Source organism: Streptomyces sp. NPDC060064 (assembly GCF_042736455.1).
GTDB lineage: Bacteria > Actinomycetota > Actinomycetes > Streptomycetales > Streptomycetaceae > Streptomyces.
The window spans coordinates 58015-73806 of sequence record NZ_JBHWWF010000008.1 but is presented as its reverse complement, the minus strand read 5'-3'; the positions used below and the strand labels follow the sequence as shown (position 1 = coordinate 73806).

The following is a 15792-nucleotide window of genomic DNA, read 5'->3' as shown; positions in this document are numbered from 1 at the left end:
CTGAAAAATTCAGCCCGCCCGGCGTCCGAGGGCACGACCGAAGGTCGTCCGCGGTCCGGGGCGGAGCCTCCGGCCGATCATTCGCGGCGGCGCAGACGGACGGCCGTCAGCCCGCACAGGGCGAGGGCCGCGAGGGCGCCTGCTCCGGCGGCCGCCGAGGCGAAGGTGACGGCGCCGTTCCGGTCGTTCTCCTCATGCGCGGCGTAGCCGCCCGCGCCGCCCTTCCTCGCGTACGCCGACCCGGGGAGCTTGTCCGCGTACGCGGACCTGACCCGGGCCCGGTAGGCGGCGAGCGTCGTGCCGTGGCTGCCCACCGCCCGTATCGCGTCCTCGTCCAGCGGGAGGACCTTCGCGCCCTTGTTGACGTACCAGGCGTCGATCTGCGGTTCACGGAAGACCGTGCCGCCGGGCAGCTTGCGGGCGCCCTGCTCCACGTACCGGATCTCGTCGTCGCCGGTGGCGATGTTGACCACCTGCCACCGACCGCTCTGGCGGGCCGTCCACAGCGAGGCCTTCTGACCGTCGGACGACACCGCCTGGGCGGCAAGGAACTCCAGCCGGGCGACGGGAGCGCCCGCTTTCCCGGCCACGAACTCCGGCGTGAGCGTGTAGACGGGGACGGTGCCGCCTTCGACGCGGGGAGCGGCCGCCGCCCTGGTGGCGGCCCCGTCGCGGGCGAAGAAACGGGACAGGGTCTGAAGGGTTGCGGGGGCCGTGGCGGCGCGCCCTGCCTCGGCACGGTCCGCCGCGGAGGGGCCGCCGGCGCCGGTGCTCGCGGCGGTGGCCGTGCCGATGGCGCCGAGGGAGAGACAGGCCGCGAAGGCCGCGGTGACGGAGGCGCGTGGGGTCCTCTTCATCGCACTCACGCCCCGATCCGGTAGAGCGAGTGGGTCCAGGAGAAGGAGTCGTTGTCGACGTACCAGGCGTGGGAGGCCCAGTTGTAGCGGTCGTTGGAGGGCCATGGATCGCCCCAGTGGACCCAGCTGTCGGCGTCGTCGTAGCCGTAGATCACATGCATGTGCCCACCACCGCTCGACCACTGGATACGGGTCTCGACGGGGCGGTTGGCGTCGATCTCGGTCTGTACGGTCGGGTAGCGCAGCCAGCCTGTGACATACGACCCGGAGTTGATGCCGGCCCAGCGCAGGCCGGTCTGGACATTGCCGAGCGTGGCCTGCGAGTTGGGGCACTCGCTGCCCTGCTGGCGGCTGAAGGCGGCGTTGCAGAACTGGTTCTGGGAGTAGTTCCTGCCGAAGTACGCCGCGATGGTGTTGCCACCGGCCGCCCAGCACCAGTTGGTCTTCTGCTGCGCCTGCATGGTGATGTCCAGGCGCTTCCAGGCGAGGGTGGCACGGGTTACGGAGGGGGCGTCCGTCTGCGCGGCGGTCTGCGCGGCGGTCGCCGTCGGCATGGGCAGGGTGATCAGTGCAGCCAGGACGGCCACTGCGGCAGGCAGCCGTCTCTCGGTGTTGCGCATCGCGTTCCTCCCGAGGGGGGTGGGGATGGAGGAGCGCGTCCGGACGCTGCGGATGAGCATCAGTCCTTGTCGAGACCAGGTCAACACGCTTCAATGCGGGGTGACACGCGCTGTGAATGCTGCGGCCGGGATGTGAACACCTCCGTCCCGCTCCACCTGCACGCCTGTCGCCGCCCACCCACAGCGGTTCGCCACCCTCGTGAACATTCACTCGATCCCTGAAACCCCTGAGACCCCCGAGATCCCTGAGATCCCCGAAAGCCGCTGGAGGAACCATGGGGCACACCGAGGCCGATCTGGCACAGGTGCTGCACACCGGCCCGTTCCATCTGGCGCTGCGCGCCGCCCTCGCGGTGCGTGGACTGCCGCTCCAGCGAGTGCAGCACCACCTCGCCCACCGCGGCATCAAGGTCGGGGTGACCAGTCTCAGTTACTGGCAGCAGGGTGCGCGCCGCCCACAACGGCCCGAGTCGCTGCGCGCCGTACGCGCCTTGGAGGAGGTGCTCGAGCTGCCCGGGAACTCGCTGATACGGCTGCTCGGCGTCGGCGAAGGCGGCGCGCGCGGCGATGTCGAGCGCCCCGCCGCGCGCTCGTACCGCTCACTGGTGGAGGCGTCCGGCGCCGTTGAGCAGCTGCTGGCCGACCTCGAGCAGCCGACGGACGGTGGGCTGCACACGGTCGGGCACCATGAGCGAGTGCGGATCGGGGCGGGGCGCGAGCTGGTGGGGCGCGACTCGCAGCACGTCGTACGCGCCCACCGTGACGGCATCGACCGCTATCTGGCCATCCACCACGGCGACCCGGGCTGCGACCCGGCCCGGGTGGAGGTGAGTGCGCTGGAGAACTGCCGCACCGGGCGGGTGCGGTGGCACCGGGAGACCGGGGTGCTCGTCGCAGAGCTGCTGTTCGACGCCCGGCTGCGCGCGGGTGAGACGTACTTCTTCGGCTACGGCTTCGAGGACGGGACCGGCGGGCCGAGCGGTGAGTATGTGCGGGGCTTCAGCTTCGCGGGCGGGCAGTACGTCCTGCAGGTGCGCTTCGACGAGGGTGCGCTGCCGGTGCGGTGCCGCAGGTTCGCGCAGGCCACGACGGGTACGCCGCGGGGTGCCCGGACGGATCTGACGCTGAGCGGACGGCACCGTACGGTCCACACCGTGGAGCAGGGCGTACGGCCCGGGATCCTCGGGATCGACTGGGACTGGGAGTGAGCAGCCGACCTGTTGACGGCTCAGGCCTCGGGGGCCGCGACGAGCTTGCCGCCCGCCACCTTGACCGGGACCTCGGGGAGCGGCACGGTCGCCGGGCCGCGGACCGCCTTTCCGGTCGTGACGTCGAAGCGGCTGCCGTGGCAGGGGCAGTTGCCCTCGGTGCCCTCGAGCTTGTCGAGGACGCAGCCCGCGTGCGTGCACTGTGCGCTGAAGGCCTTGTACTGGCCCTCGGCCGGGCAGCTGACGACGAGGCGCTGCTCGCGGTAGAGCTTGGCGCCGCCGACCGGGACGGCATCGGCCGGGCCGAGGTCGACGGGCGCGGTCGGCGTGGGGTTCTCGGCGTGACCGAGCTTCGATTCGGTGGAGCAGGCGGCGACTCCCAGCCCGGCGGCCCCGGCGAGGGCGGCGCCTTTCAGCACGGTGCGGCGGGCGGTGGACTGGCCGGACATGGAATCTCCACTGATCAGGGCATTGGTCGGACGGGGACGTCGCGGACGGGATGTCGCGGACGGAGTGTCGCGGACGGAGTGTCGGTGACAGACCCGACGATACCGGCGGAGAACGGCGGCCCTGCGTGCGGGCCACCTGTTACGTCCTGGGGCGATGGGTTACGTTCTGGGCCGTGATCGTCGTCGCCGGAGAGTCCTTGATCGACCTGGTCCCGCAGGGGGGCGGCGAGCCGTTGCCGATGCTGCTGCCGCGGCTCGGCGGCGGTCCGTACAACACGGCTGTCGCCCTGGGACGGCTCGGCGCACCGGTCACCTTCTGCTCGCGTGTCTCGACGGACGGTTTCGGCGAGGCGCTGCTGGCCGGGCTGCATTCGGCGGGTGTCGGGACGTCCCTGGTACAGCGCGGCCCCGAGCCGACGACGCTCGCGGTCGCGGCCATAGGCGCGGACGGCTCCGCCGGGTACGGCTTCTACGCGCAGGGCAGCGCGGACCGGCTCTTCGAGCTGCCGCCGCCGCTGCCGGATTCAGTACGTGCCCTGGCGCTCGGAACCTGCTCGCTGGTGCTGGAGCCGGGCGCGACCGCGTACGAGGCGCTGCTGCGGCGGGAGGCGGGGCGCGGGGTCTTCACTTTGCTCGACCCGAACATCAGGGGCGGTCTGATCCCTGACGCGGACGCCTATCGGGCGCGGCTCGCCGGGTGGCTGCCGTATGTGTCGCTGCTGAAGCTCTCGGAGGATGACGCGGAGTGGCTCGGCGGCGTGCCCGAGGGGCCCGCGGCAGTGGTACTGACGCGAGGTGCGGCGGGGATGACAGTACGGACGCGGGGCGGGCTGGAGGTCTCGGTTCCGGCCACGCCGGTGTCGGTCGCCGACACGATCGGCGCGGGCGACACGGTGAACGCGGCGCTGCTGCACAGCATCGCGGCCCGGGACGCCCTGTCGGCGGACGCGTCGGCCGTGCTGGACGCGCTGGACGCGGACGGCTGGCGTGACGTGCTGCGCTTCGCGTCACGGGCGGCGGCGGTGACATGCTCCCGCACGGGTGCGGAGCCGCCGTACGCGTCGGAGCTGGACGGCTGACGGCGGCGGGAGGAGCCGGGGCCGTCCGGCAGCCGGTTCGTCCTCAAGCGCGGGGACGGGCTGGAAAATCCAGCCCGTCCCGCGTCGCTTGAGGACACGACGGTGACCGGCGTCAGGCCTTGCGGGCCCGGCTGGTCCGCGCCGTCGCCGTCTTCTTCGCCGGGGCCGCCTTCGCGGCGACCGCGTTCTTCGCCGCAGCGGTCTTCTTGGCCGCCGTCTTGTTCACCGCTGTCTTGTTCACCGCCGACTTGTTCACCGCCGTCTCGTTCACCGACGCCTTCTTCGCCGGCGCCTTCTTCGTGGCCCTGCGGGGCGCGGGCACCACCGCGTCGCTGATCCGGTCGGCGTCCAGGATGTCCCGCAGGAACTTGCCGGTGTGGCTGGTCGGGACTCCTGCGACCTGTTCCGGGCTGCCTTCGGCGATGACCAGGCCGCCGCCGTTGCCCCCTTCCGGACCCATGTCGACGACCCAGTCGGCGGTCTTGATGACATCCAGGTTGTGCTCGATGACGATGACCGTGTTGCCCTTGTCGACCAGCCCGGACAGCACATGGATCAGCTTGCTGATGTCCTCGAAGTGGAGGCCGGTCGTCGGCTCGTCCAGGACGTAGACCGTACTGCCGGTGGAGCGCTTCTGGAGCTCCGACGCCAGCTTCACCCGCTGCGCCTCACCGCCCGAGAGCGTCGGCGCCGACTGCCCCAGCCGGACATAGCCGAGGCCCACCTCGTTGAGTGTCCGCAGATGGCGGGAGATCGTCGGGACGGCCTCGAAGAACTCCAGCGCCTCCTCGATCGGCATGTCCAGCACCTCGGCGATGGACTTGCCCTTGTAGTGGACCTCCAGGGTCTCCCGGTTGTAACGCGCTCCGTGGCAGACCTCGCACGGGACATACACATCCGGCAGGAAGTTCATCTCGATCTTGATGGTGCCGTCGCCGGAGCAGTTCTCACAGCGGCCGCCCTTGACGTTGAAGGAGAACCGGCCGGGGAGGTAACCCCGGACCTTGGCCTCCATCGTCTCCGCGAAGAGCTTGCGGACATGGTCGAAGACACCGGTGTACGTCGCCGGGTTGGACCGGGGCGTACGGCCGATGGGCGACTGGTCGACGTGCACCACCTTGTCGACGAGGTCGTCGCCGTCGACACGGGTGTGGCGTCCCGGCACCGACTTGGCGCCGTTCAGCTCGCGGGCCAGGTGGGTGTAGAGGATGTCGTTGACCAGCGTCGACTTGCCGGATCCTGAGACGCCGGTGACGGCCGTCAGCACCCCGAGCGGGAAGGAGACGTCGATGTCGCGCAGATTGTTCTCACGGGCGCCGTGGACGGTGAGCCGGCGTCCCGGGTCCACCGGCCGGCGGATGTCCGGCGTCGGGATGGACCGCTTCCCGGACAGATACTGACCAGTGATCGAACCCGTGTTGGTCAGCAGCTCCTTCAACGAGCCGGAGTGCACGACCTTGCCGCCGTGCTCACCGGCGCCCGGTCCGATGTCGACGACCCAGTCGGCCACCTTGATGGTGTCCTCGTCGTGCTCGACGACGATGAGCGTATTGCCCATGTCGCGCAGCCTGACCAGGGTCTCGATGAGCCGGTGGTTGTCGCGCTGGTGCAGGCCGATGGACGGCTCGTCCAGGACGTAGAGCACGCCGACCAGGCCGGAGCCGATCTGAGTGGCGAGCCGGATGCGCTGTGCCTCGCCGCCGGAGAGGGTGCCGGCCGCGCGGTTCAGCGAGAGGTAGTCGAGGCCGACGTCGACCAGGAACTTCAGCCGTTCGTTGACCTCCTTGAGAACCCGCTCGGCGATCTTCTTGTCGCGGGCGTTCAGCTTCAGCTCGCCGAGGAAGTCCGCGCACTCGCTGATCGACATCGCGGCGATGTCGGCGATGGACTTCTCCATCACCGTGACCGCGAGGACGATCGGCTTCAGCCTGGTGCCCTGACAGGTCGGGCAGGGCACCTCGCGCATATAGCCCTCGAAGCGCTCCCTGCTGGAGTCGCTCTCGGCCTCGCTGTGCCGCCGCTTGACGAACTGCACGGCCCCTTCGAAGGCGGGGGTGGTGTAGGCGCGCTCTCGTCCGTATCTGTTGCGGTAGCGGACCTCGACCTGGGTCTTGTGCCCGTACAACAGGGCCTTCTTGGCACGCTGCGGCAGTCCGGCCCAGGGCATGTCGGTGGAGAAGCCGAGTGCCTGGGCGAGGCCGCCGATCAGCCGCCCGAAGTACTCCTTGGTGTGGCCGTGCGACCAGGGGTGGATCGCCCCTTCGTCGAGGGACTTCTCCTCGTCCGGGACGATCAGCTCGGGGTCGACCTCCATGCGGGTGCCGATGCCGGTGCAGTCGGGGCAGGCGCCGAAGGGCGAGTTGAAGGAGAAGGAGCGGGGCTCCAGCTCCTCGAAGGAGAGATCGTCGTACGGGCAGTAGAGGTGCTCGGAGTACATCCGCTCACGCTCGGGGTCGTCCTCGGCGAGGTCGACGAAGTCGAGCACGACCATGCCGCCGGAGAGGCCGAGCGCGGTCTCGACCGAGTCGGTCAGCCGGCGCTTGGCGCTGTCCTTGACGGTGAGACGGTCGACGACCACCTCAATGGTGTGCTTCTCCTGCTTCTTCAATGTGGGCGGCTCGGAGAGCTGAATGGTCTGCCCGTCGACCCGCGCCCGGCTGTACCCCTTGGTCTGCAGATCGGCGAAGAGGTCGACGAACTCTCCCTTGCGCTCGCGCACCAGCGGCGAGAGCACCTGGAAGCGGCTGCCCTCGGGCAGCTCGAGGACCCTGTCCACGATGGCCTGCGGCGACTGGCGCGTGATGGGCCGGCCGCACTCGGGGCAGTGCGGCTTGCCGATACGGGCGAACAGCAGCCGGAGGTAGTCGTAGACCTCGGTGATGGTGCCGACCGTCGAGCGCGGGTTGCGCGAGGTCGACTTCTGGTCGATGGAGACGGCCGGGGAGAGGCCCTCGATGAAGTCGACGTCCGGCTTGTCCATCTGTCCGAGGAACTGCCGGGCGTATGAGGAGAGCGACTCTACGTACCGGCGCTGCCCTTCGGCGAAGATCGTGTCGAACGCGAGGGACGACTTGCCCGACCCCGAGAGCCCGGTGAAGACGATGAGAGAGTCACGCGGGAGGTCGAGCGAGACGTTCTTGAGATTGTGCTCGCGAGCGCCACGAACGATGAGACGGTCGGCCACGCCGGTGCGCACCTTTCTTGAGATAAGCGGGGGCACAGCCCCCGTCCCAGACTAGGGGGGCCGCCGGATCGATTGAATCCAAGCTGTGGATCGGCTGCTGTCATCCAGGATGCCGGATACCTCTGACGAGCCTATAGCACGCGCATTCGAATTACGGCTGCGCTCCACCACCTTCACCCGATCGTGTGGCGCGACTATCGTCAGCCCCATGATCGATCCACTGCGCGACCTGGCCTCTGTACGTGAAGCGACCGACCGGCTCCTCAGCGCAGCCGCCGGACTGGGCGACGTCGGCACCGCGGAACCGTCGCAGCTTCCGGGCTGGAGCCGCGGTCATGTCCTGGCCCATCTCTCCCGTAACGCCGAAGCACTCGTAAATGTTCTCGAGGGCCGCCCGATGTATGTGAGCGCCGAGGCGCGCGAGGCCGACATCGAGCGGGACGCCCCCCGCCCCCTGGCAGCCCAGCTCGCCGATGTGCGTGACACCGCCGCCCGCTTCCAGGCCGTGGGCGCCGTCCCCGCCGACTGGAGCCGCACCGTCGAGCTCCGCAACGGTGTGACGGATGTCGCGGCCCGCGTCCCGTTCCGCCGGCTCATCGAGGTCGAGCTGCACCACGTGGATCTGGGCATCGGCTACGCGCTGGAGGACCTGCCGGAGGAGTTCACCGGGCGGGAGATCGCCTTCCTCGCGCAGCGCTTCTCCGGCCACGCGGACGTCCCGCCGACCCGGATCGTCGCGGACACCGGCGAGTGGCAGACCGGCGGTGAGGACGGCGCCCCGGTCACAGTCTCCGGGGCCGCCCCCGCGCTGCTCGGCTGGCTCGCCGGCCGTCGCGACGGAGCGGACCTGGACACCGCGGGAGCCCTGCTTCCCGCACTGCCCCCGCTATAGGCTTGGCCCATGACGTACAGCGGAGTGGTGAAGGTCGGCGGCCGGGCCGATGTGCACGAGTTGACGGACCTGATGATCTCCAAGGTCGCGGTCGGCCCGATGGACAACAACTCCTATCTGCTGCGCTGCCGGACCACCGGCGAACAGCTGCTGATCGACGCGGCCAACGAGCCCGAGACCCTGCTCCATCTGATCGGTGACGACTCCATTGCGTCCGTGGTCACCACCCACCGCCACGGGGACCACTGGCAGGCGCTGGCCGAGGTCGTCCGGGCAACCGGCGCACGCACCTTCGCCGGCCGTTACGACGCCGAGGGCATTCCCGTCCCGACCGACGTACCGGTCGAGGACGGGGACACGATCCGCGTCGGCCGCGTCGAGCTGACCGCCCGCCATCTCGTGGGCCACACCCCGGGCTCCATCGCCCTGGTCTACGACGACCCGCACGGCCCGCCGCACGTCTTCACCGGCGACTGCCTCTTCCCCGGTGGGGTCGGCAACACCTGGAAGGACCCCGAGGCCTTCGCAAGCCTGATCAACGACGTCGAGAAGAAGCTCTTCGACCAACTCCCGGACGAGACCTGGGTCTACCCGGGCCACGGCAAGGACACGACGCTCGGCGACGAGCGGCCGCATCTGCCGGAGTGGCGCGAGCGCGGCTGGTAGCCGGGCAGATCACGTCAGCAGCGAGCTGCCTTCGGGTATCTCCACCCAGCGGCGCGGCGGTCCGTCGCCCATAGCCCCGCCATGTCGGCTGCGTACGCGAGCGTATGGGCGTCCCACATCTCCGTGGACTTGTCCCAGTCCCAGAAGCGGTACAGCCAGTGGGAGTCGGGAGACTTCTCGTACGCGTCAAGGCCCACCTCCTCGTGGTGCACCTCGACGCCGCCGCGGGAGAGCGTGCCGAAGGTGCCGCCCTTGGGGTTGAAGTACAGGTGGGGTCGGGTCCAGGGGACCGCCCCGACGACGAGCAGCGCCGCGGCATTCTCCTGCTGGCCGTGGCACACCGCCCCCAAAGGGCCGAGCGTCCTTCGTCGTCCTTCGCGTCCACGTCCGCTGCGGCGCTTCGCCGCGCTCCTGATGGAACGCCCCAAGACCTGGTCGCTGGGACAGCCCAACGACCTGGCCTCGGCGGCACGTTACGCCGGTGAGCAGCGGGAGGTGGTCCAGCGCGCGCTGGCGGCGTACGCCCCGGAGACCATGGCGGTCTTCGACGTCGACCTCGGGCACACCGACCCTCAGCTGGTCATCCCTACGGCGGATCGGTCCGCGTCGACGGTCCGGCCCGCCGGATCACCGTGACGTACTGAGCGCATTCACGTACGCCCGTCAGGCCTCGACGCTGTCCTTCCGAGCCTCCTTCTCGGCCGCTTCCCGCTCGGCCTTGTTCCTGGAGGCGATCAGGCTGGTGATCGTGGTGATGACCAGCACGCCGCAGATGACCGCCAGCGAGAGGGGGATCGAGATCTCCGGGACATGCACGCCGCTCTCATGCAGGGCGTGGAGGACCAGCTTGACGCCGATGAAGCCGAGGATGACCGACAGGCCGTAGCTGAGATGGACCAGCTTCCTGAGCAGTCCGCCGATGAGGAAGTACAGCTGCCGCAGACCCATGAGGGCGAAGGCGTTGGCGGTGAAGACGATGTACGGGTCCTGGGTCAGACCGAAGATCGCGGGGATGGAGTCCAGCGCGAAGAGCACATCGGTGGTGCCGATGGCGAGCATGACCACCATCAGCGGGGTCAGGACGCGCTTGCCGTTGCTCCGGATGAAGAGCTTGGTGCCGTGGTACCTGTCGGCGACGCCGAAGCGGTTCTCGATGGACTTGAGGAGCCGGTTCTCCTCGAACTCGTCCTCCTCCTCGTCGGAGCGCGCCTCCTGGATGAGCTTCCAGGCGGTGTAGATCAGGAACGCGCCGAAGATGTAGAAGACCCAGGAGAAGCTGGCGATGATCGCGGCGCCGGCGGCGATGAATATCGCGCGCAGGACGAGCGCGATCAGCACGCCTACGAGCAGCACCCGCTGTTGGAGGTGGGACGGCACCGAGAACTTCGCCATGATCAGGACGAAGACGAAGAGGTTGTCGACACTGAGCGACTTCTCGGTGATGAAGCCCGCAAAGAACTCGCCCGACGCCTGGCTTTCGCCGAATACCAGCAGGCCGAGCCCGAAGAGCGCGGCAAGGACGATCCAGACGACGGTCCAGATTCCGGCTTCCTTGATCGACACGTCATGGGGCTTGCGCCCGATGAAGAAGTCGATGGCGATCAGAGCGCTCAGACCAAGAATGGTGAGCACCCAAAGGGTCCATGAAACGTCCACTGCGCCTCCGGCGTCGTACGGCTACTGATCAGCGTCGTCGCTGCCGGAGGTCTCCTCCACCCGAGCGGCCGCTGCCGCACCACGGGCCGACGCCCCGGGACCGATGCCGGTCCGTACTGACGGGAACGCCGCGAGTCGGGAGTACTCCCCTCCGCGTAAAGAAGAGTACAGGAAAGACCAAAGGTAGGTAAAGGAGTTGGTAAAGCGGATGCCAAGTGTGCAGGTCAGCGACGCCAGGAGCGACGGGCTTCGGTCACCTGATCCAGTACCTGCCGCAGCACCCCGCTGCCCGGCGGCACCAGCAGCGGCTGGTAGGTCCAGGCGTGCCCGACCCAGGGATCGGCCAGGTGGTCGTCGGGGACCGGCGTGATGCGCAGCAGCGAGCGCCAGAGCGGATCGAGCACCGGGCCGTACGCGCTCGCGTCCTCGCGGTCCGCGACCATCAGCAGATGGACGCCGACCGCCGGGCCCTCGTCGGCGAGGTAGCGCAGCTGGGTGACCGCGCGGTCGTCGAAGCCGTGCGGGAAGTCATTGACGATCAGCAGCTGTTCCGCGGTGTCCAGATCGGGCGGAAGCGAGTCGGCCGCGCCGCCGCGCACCGCCATCGTCACCAGGTCCACGCGCTGGGTGAGCTTGGCGAGTACGGCGCTCACGCCCTGGGCGCCGGCCGCCGGCGGCCCGGCGAGGGCTCCGGAGTCGACCAGCGGGGCGAGCGAGGAAGCCGCCGTGCCCGCCGGGTCGATGACATGGACCGTGAACTCGCCCGGCGGATAGACCGCGAGCAGACGGGCTGCGTGCGCTACCGCGGAGTCCAGGGCGAGCTTGCGCAGCTGCGCCTCGTCCAGCACCATCGCGGCCTCGGAGCCGGAGCGACCGCTGTCCACCCACAGCCCGCGCTCCAGCGGCAGCCGTACCAGGAACGGAATGCGCAGGTCCGGGCTCTCGGGCAGATGGAGATCGCCGACGCGCAGCGCCATCGGGATCTCCATGGGGACGCGGTACGCGTGCCAGGTGGGGTTGTCCCAGCGCGCGAAGGCGGGCGGCAGGGCCGGCTCGACGACGTCGGACTCGGCGGCGAGCTGGGCCAGGTCCCGGTCGAGGACCTGGCGGGCCTGGTCTGTCAGCTGCTCGCACTTGGCGCGAGCCGCCTCGCGGGCGGCGTCACCCACGCCGCCGATCCGGCTGCGCGGGTCGGACAGGACCGTGTCGAGCTCCTTGTCCATCCGGGACTCGGCGAAGTCGACGGCGCTGCGGTACGCGGCTGCGCTGCGGGCCAGATCCTCGAACATGCCCCAGATCTGGTTGTAGAGCCGCTCCTCCATGGACCAGCCGGTGGCGTCGCCCGCGACGGGCTGAGCCGACTGACCCGGCTGGGCGGGCGGTGCGGCCGGGGGCGGCGGCGGAGGTGCGGCGGACTGCCGGCGCGGGTGCGCATAGTCGATGGGCCCGCCGGGGCCCGGCGCGGCGTCGGGCGTGGGCGTCTGCTGGGGGCCCGTGGGCCCGCCCGGTGCTCCGGGCTGCCGACCGGGACCGGAGGGGCCGTCGGGAACCGTCGCGTCCGGGCCGGGCGCGGGGCTCGAGTTCGGCCGCGGCATCGACGGTGTGGACGGCGTGGACGGAGTGGTGAACGCGCCGTCGGCACCGCGCATACGCAGTTGCGCCGGTTCGGCCCGGGGTGTGCGCGGAGCCGCCGTTTGCTGGATGCCTGTGGCTGTCTCGCGGGCCGTCGTCAGCCCCTGGTCCTCCAGCAGCTCCGCGAGCCCGCCCGCGTATCCCTGGCCAACGGCCCGCACCTTCCAGGCGCCTTGGCGGCGGTACAGCTCAACCGCGACGAGCGCGGTCTCGGCGTCGAGGCCGGTGATGGTGAAGCTGGCCAGCTCGGCGCCGTCCCGGTCGGCGATCGCCACGAAGGGAGCCGCGGTGGCGCCGAAGTGGGCCGGACCGCCGCTGCCTTCGGGGAGCGCGAGCAGCACGTTCACCTGGTGCACCGCCTCTGGCACTGCCTCCAGGTCGATGGTGAACCGGGGTGCCTCGGTGGCCTGCGGGGACACCTCGACCCCGGGCAGTGTGGGCGCTCCGGGGTGCGCGATCCACTCGTCGCGTACTGTCCCCCGCTCGTCGGCGCAGGTGGTGCAGGCCACGACCGGATGACCGGCGGACACCCGTATCTCCAGGCGGGCGTGGGGCAAGGGGTGGTTCTGCCCCCGGACCAGCTCGGCCGTCATCGCCTCTGTCCCCTCAGTGCTGTGCGGTGTTCGGTGGTGGTAATGGGTGCAGCTCCCGGCGGCCTGGTGCCTCCGGGAGCTGCGTCGTCCGTACGAGCCGTGCCTACAGGTGCGGCAGGATCGACGGCATGAGGTCCTGGAAGGTCCGGCCGTTGGCCGGGTTGCCGAGGGCCGTCATCTGCCAGCCGCCGCCCGCCCGGTGCACCTTCGCCATGATCTGCGCGGTGTACTGGCCGCCGCCGTCGAGCGTGTAGCGGGCGAGCTCCTGGCCGTTGGTCTCGTCGACGATACGGCAGAAGGCGTTCTGCACTTCCTGGAACGTCTGGCCGGTGAAGGAGTTCACCGTGAAGACGATCTGGTCGATGTGGACCGGCACCCGCTGCAGGTCGACGAGGATCGCCTCGTCGTCGCCGCCCGAGCCCGCTCCGCCGACCAGGTTGTCGCCGGTGTGCTTGACCGAGCCGTCGTCGCTGACGAGGTGGCGGAAGAAGACCACGTCCACCGGCTGCTTGTCGGCGAACAGCACCGCCGAGGCGTCCAGGTCGATCTCACGGGTGCGCGAGCCGAACAGACCGCGGCGCGGCGCCGCCTGCCAGCCGAGCCCCATCCTCACCGCAGTGAGGGTTCCCCCGTCGCTCTTCTGCAGGCTGATGGCCTGACCCTTGGTCATGTTGACCGTCACGCGCTGTCCCCTTCTCCCGAATAACTGCCGCCCATATGTGCGGTTGTCCTGCACCCTACGCAGTGGCGCCGAACACACAGCACACTTGGCTCGTTTTTGTGTCGGTCTTGCAACACACAGGTGTGCGGGGCTCAGGCGAGTCCCGCCTCCTTCATCTGCCGCAGTTCCTTCTTCAACTCGCTCACCTCGTCACGCAACCGCGCGGCGACCTCGAACTGCAGGTCGGCTGCCGCGGCCCGCATCCGGTCGGTCATCTCCTCGATGATCCCTGCCAGTTCGGCCGCGGGACGGTCGGTGAGCACCTCGCCCTTCTTGCCGGCCTTGCCTGCCTTGCCGCCGAGGGCCGGGACCGGGGCCTTTGCTCCCTTGCCGGGCTTGTCGGCCTTCGCCTGCCGGTAGCCGGTGCCGAGCAGCTCCTCGGTGTCGACCTCCTCGCGCGCAATGGTCGCGACGATGTCGTTGATCTTCTTCCGGAGCGGTTGTGGGTCGATGCCGCGCTCGGTGTTGTACGCGATCTGCTTCTCCCGGCGTCGATTGGTCTCCTCGATGGCCTTCTCCATCGCCGCGGTGATCTTGTCCGCGTACATATGGACCTCACCGGAGACATTGCGCGCCGCGCGGCCGATGGTCTGGATCAGCGAGGTGCCGGAGCGCAGGAAGCCCTCCTTGTCGGCGTCGAGGATCGCCACCAGCGACACCTCGGGCAGGTCGAGCCCCTCACGCAGGAGGTTGATGCCGACCAGAACGTCGTACTCACCGGCGCGCAGTTCGCGCAGCAGCTCGACCCGGCGCAGGGTGTCGACATCGCTGTGCAGATACCGGACCTGGATGCCCAGTTCGAGGAAGTAGTCGGTGAGGTCCTCCGCCATCTTCTTGGTGAGCGTGGTGACCAGCACACGCTCGTCCTTCTCGGTGCGCTCGCGGATCTCGTGCACCAGGTCGTCGATCTGGCCCTCGGTGGGCTTGACGACGACCTGCGGGTCGACGAGGCCGGTGGGACGGATGATCTGCTCCACGAAGCCGTCGCCGCGCGAGAGCTCGTACTTGCCGGGAGTCGCGGAGAGGTAGACGGTCTGGCCGACCCGCTGCTGGAACTCCTCCCACTTCAGCGGACGGTTGTCGAGCGCGGACGGCAGCCGGAAGCCGTGGTCGACCAGGGTCCGCTTGCGGGAGGCGTCACCCTCGTACATCGCGCCGATCTGCGGAACGGTCACATGCGACTCGTCGATGACGAGCAGGAAGTCCTCGGGGAAGTAGTCGAGAAGGGTGTTGGGCGCGGTGCCGGGGTCGCGGCCGTCGAAGTGCATGGAGTAGTTCTCCACGCCGGAGCAGGAGCCGATCTGGCGCAGCATCTCGATGTCGTACGTGGTGCGCATGCGCAGCCGCTGGGACTCCAGCAGCTTGCCCTGCTTGTCCAGCTCGGCCAGGCGCTGCTCGAGCTCCTTCTCGATGCCGTTGACCGCCTTCTCCATGCGCTCAGGTCCCGCCACATAATGGCTGGCCGGGAAGACGTGGAGCGACTGGTCCTCGCTGATGATCTCGCCGGTGAGCGGGTGCAGGGTGGAGAGCGCCTCGATCTCGTCACCGAACATCTCGATGCGGACGGCGAGCTCCTCGTAGACCGGGAAGATCTCGATGGTGTCGCCGCGGACCCGGAAGGTGCCGCGCGCGAACGCCACGTCGTTGCGCGTGTACTGAATGTCGACGAAGCGGCGCAGCAGCTGGTCGCGGTCGATCTCCTCGCCGACCTTGAGCGGCACCATCCGGTCGACGTACTCCTGTGGGGTGCCGAGGCCGTAGATGCAGGAGACGGAGGCGACCACGACCACATCACGCCGGGTGAGCAGGGAGTTCGTCGCGGAGTGGCGCAGCCGCTCGACCTCCTCGTTGATCGAGGAGTCCTTCTCGATGTAGGTGTCCGACTGCGGGACGTACGCCTCGGGCTGGTAGTAGTCGTAGTACGAGACGAAGTACTCGACGGCGTTGTTCGGCAGGAGCTCGCGGAACTCGTTCGCCAGCTGGGCGGCCAGGGTTTTGTTCGGCGCCATCACCAGCGTGGGGCGCTGAAGCTTCTCGATCATCCAGGCGGTCGTCGCCGACTTTCCGGTGCCGGTCGCGCCGAGCAGGACGACATCCTTCTCACCTGCGCGGATACGCCGCTCCAGGTCGGTGATGGCCGTCGGCTGGTCGCCGCTCGGCTGGTAGCTGCTGACGACCTCGAAAGGCGCCACCGTACGTTCGATCTTGGAAACGGGCCGCATGGATCCACCGTAC

At 69.4% G+C, this 15792-nt stretch carries 13 protein-coding genes and 1 pseudogene; 5 read left to right on the top strand and 9 right to left on the bottom strand.

Going from position 1 to position 15792, the window contains the following annotated elements; genetic code table 11:
• Positions 1 to 77 precede the first annotated feature (77 nt).
• Both ACFWDI_RS12500 and ACFWDI_RS12495 read right to left on the bottom strand, forming a co-directional pair.
• Positions 78 to 857 (bottom strand): hypothetical protein, encoded by a 780-nt coding sequence (locus ACFWDI_RS12500; protein ID WP_385303387.1) that lies wholly within the window; start codon positions 855 to 857, stop codon positions 78 to 80.
• Positions 858 to 862: 5 nt separating this feature from the next.
• Positions 863 to 1477, bottom strand: coding sequence for a papain-like cysteine protease family protein (locus ACFWDI_RS12495; RefSeq protein WP_385303384.1), 615 nt, complete (start codon positions 1475 to 1477; stop codon positions 863 to 865).
• A 275-nt stretch (positions 1478 to 1752) separates the two neighbouring features.
• Between ACFWDI_RS12495 and ACFWDI_RS12490 the strand changes: the two genes are divergently transcribed.
• The gene (locus ACFWDI_RS12490) at positions 1753 to 2685 is read left to right on the top strand and encodes a hypothetical protein (protein ID WP_385303383.1); all 933 of its coding nucleotides are present in this window, start codon (positions 1753 to 1755) and stop codon (positions 2683 to 2685) included.
• Between the two features lie 20 nt (positions 2686 to 2705).
• Here ACFWDI_RS12490 and ACFWDI_RS12485 read toward each other — a convergent pair whose 3' ends face one another.
• Positions 2706 to 3134, bottom strand: coding sequence for a Rieske (2Fe-2S) protein (locus tag ACFWDI_RS12485; RefSeq protein WP_385303382.1), 429 nt, complete (start codon positions 3132 to 3134; stop codon positions 2706 to 2708).
• Positions 3135 to 3307: 173 nt separating this feature from the next.
• Here ACFWDI_RS12485 and ACFWDI_RS12480 point away from each other — a divergent pair, with 173 nt between their 5' ends.
• A complete protein-coding gene (locus ACFWDI_RS12480; RefSeq protein ID WP_385303381.1) occupies positions 3308 to 4213 on the top strand; it encodes a carbohydrate kinase in 906 nt (301 codons plus the stop codon).
• Between the two features lie 112 nt (positions 4214 to 4325).
• On the opposite strand, the gene uvrA is transcribed toward ACFWDI_RS12480, so the two are convergent.
• Positions 4326 to 7397, bottom strand: a complete 3072-nt coding sequence (gene uvrA, locus ACFWDI_RS12475; protein WP_385303379.1) for an excinuclease ABC subunit UvrA — start codon at positions 7395 to 7397, stop codon at positions 4326 to 4328.
• A gap of 208 nt (positions 7398 to 7605) precedes the next feature.
• On the opposite strand from uvrA, the gene ACFWDI_RS12470 reads away from it, so the two are divergent.
• Positions 7606 to 8289 carry a maleylpyruvate isomerase family mycothiol-dependent enzyme gene (locus ACFWDI_RS12470; RefSeq protein ID WP_385303377.1) on the top strand — a complete coding sequence of 228 codons (684 nt, stop codon included), beginning with the start codon at positions 7606 to 7608 and terminating at the stop codon, positions 8287 to 8289.
• Between the two features lie 9 nt (positions 8290 to 8298).
• Positions 8299 to 8955 (top strand): MBL fold metallo-hydrolase, encoded by a 657-nt coding sequence (locus ACFWDI_RS12465; protein WP_385303376.1) that lies wholly within the window; start codon positions 8299 to 8301, stop codon positions 8953 to 8955.
• Positions 8956 to 8969: 14 nt separating this feature from the next.
• Here ACFWDI_RS12465 and ACFWDI_RS12460 read toward each other — a convergent pair whose 3' ends face one another.
• Positions 8970 to 9305: a hypothetical protein gene (locus ACFWDI_RS12460; RefSeq protein WP_385303589.1), complete on the bottom strand. Its 336-nt coding sequence runs from the start codon at positions 9303 to 9305 to the stop codon at positions 8970 to 8972.
• A 40-nt stretch (positions 9306 to 9345) separates the two neighbouring features.
• On the opposite strand from ACFWDI_RS12460, the pseudogene ACFWDI_RS12455 reads away from it, so the two are divergent.
• Positions 9346 to 9599 (top strand): annotated as a pseudogene (locus ACFWDI_RS12455) (LD-carboxypeptidase); the annotation flags it as partial.
• Between the two features lie 19 nt (positions 9600 to 9618).
• On the opposite strand, the gene ACFWDI_RS12450 reads toward ACFWDI_RS12455, so the two are convergent.
• The 4 genes from ACFWDI_RS12450 to uvrB all read right to left on the bottom strand — a co-directional run bounded on the left by ACFWDI_RS12450 (position 9619) and on the right by uvrB (position 15779).
• A complete protein-coding gene (locus ACFWDI_RS12450; RefSeq protein ID WP_385303374.1) occupies positions 9619 to 10611 on the bottom strand; it encodes a TerC/Alx family metal homeostasis membrane protein in 993 nt (330 codons plus the stop codon).
• Positions 10612 to 10835: 224 nt separating this feature from the next.
• Positions 10836 to 12836, bottom strand: coding sequence for a TerD family protein (locus ACFWDI_RS12445; RefSeq protein ID WP_385303372.1), 2001 nt, complete (start codon positions 12834 to 12836; stop codon positions 10836 to 10838).
• Positions 12837 to 12939: 103 nt separating this feature from the next.
• Positions 12940 to 13518, bottom strand: a complete 579-nt coding sequence (locus ACFWDI_RS12440) for a TerD family protein (protein ID WP_026237542.1) — start codon at positions 13516 to 13518, stop codon at positions 12940 to 12942.
• A 131-nt stretch (positions 13519 to 13649) separates the two neighbouring features.
• Positions 13650 to 15779 carry an excinuclease ABC subunit UvrB gene (gene uvrB, locus ACFWDI_RS12435; protein WP_385303371.1) on the bottom strand — a complete coding sequence of 710 codons (2130 nt, stop codon included), beginning with the start codon at positions 15777 to 15779 and terminating at the stop codon, positions 13650 to 13652.
• Positions 15780 to 15792 lie beyond the last annotated feature (13 nt).

Excerpts from the sequence above, each read along its gene's own strand:
- ACFWDI_RS12500 (WP_385303387.1), bottom strand. The coding sequence starts at position 857 with ATGAAGAGGACCCCACGCGCCTCCGTCACCGCGGCCTTCGCGGCCTGT.
- ACFWDI_RS12495 (WP_385303384.1), bottom strand. The coding sequence starts at position 1,477 with ATGCGCAACACCGAGAGACGGCTGCCTGCCGCAGTGGCCGTCCTGGCT.
- ACFWDI_RS12490 (WP_385303383.1), top strand. The coding sequence starts at position 1,753 with ATGGGGCACACCGAGGCCGATCTGGCACAGGTGCTGCACACCGGCCCG.
- ACFWDI_RS12485 (WP_385303382.1), bottom strand. The coding sequence starts at position 3,134 with ATGTCCGGCCAGTCCACCGCCCGCCGCACCGTGCTGAAAGGCGCCGCC.
- ACFWDI_RS12470 (WP_385303377.1), top strand. The coding sequence starts at position 7,606 with ATGATCGATCCACTGCGCGACCTGGCCTCTGTACGTGAAGCGACCGAC.
- ACFWDI_RS12465 (WP_385303376.1), top strand. The coding sequence starts at position 8,299 with ATGACGTACAGCGGAGTGGTGAAGGTCGGCGGCCGGGCCGATGTGCAC.
- ACFWDI_RS12445 (WP_385303372.1), bottom strand. The coding sequence starts at position 12,836 with ATGACGGCCGAGCTGGTCCGGGGGCAGAACCACCCCTTGCCCCACGCC.
- uvrB (WP_385303371.1), bottom strand. The coding sequence starts at position 15,779 with ATGCGGCCCGTTTCCAAGATCGAACGTACGGTGGCGCCTTTCGAGGTC.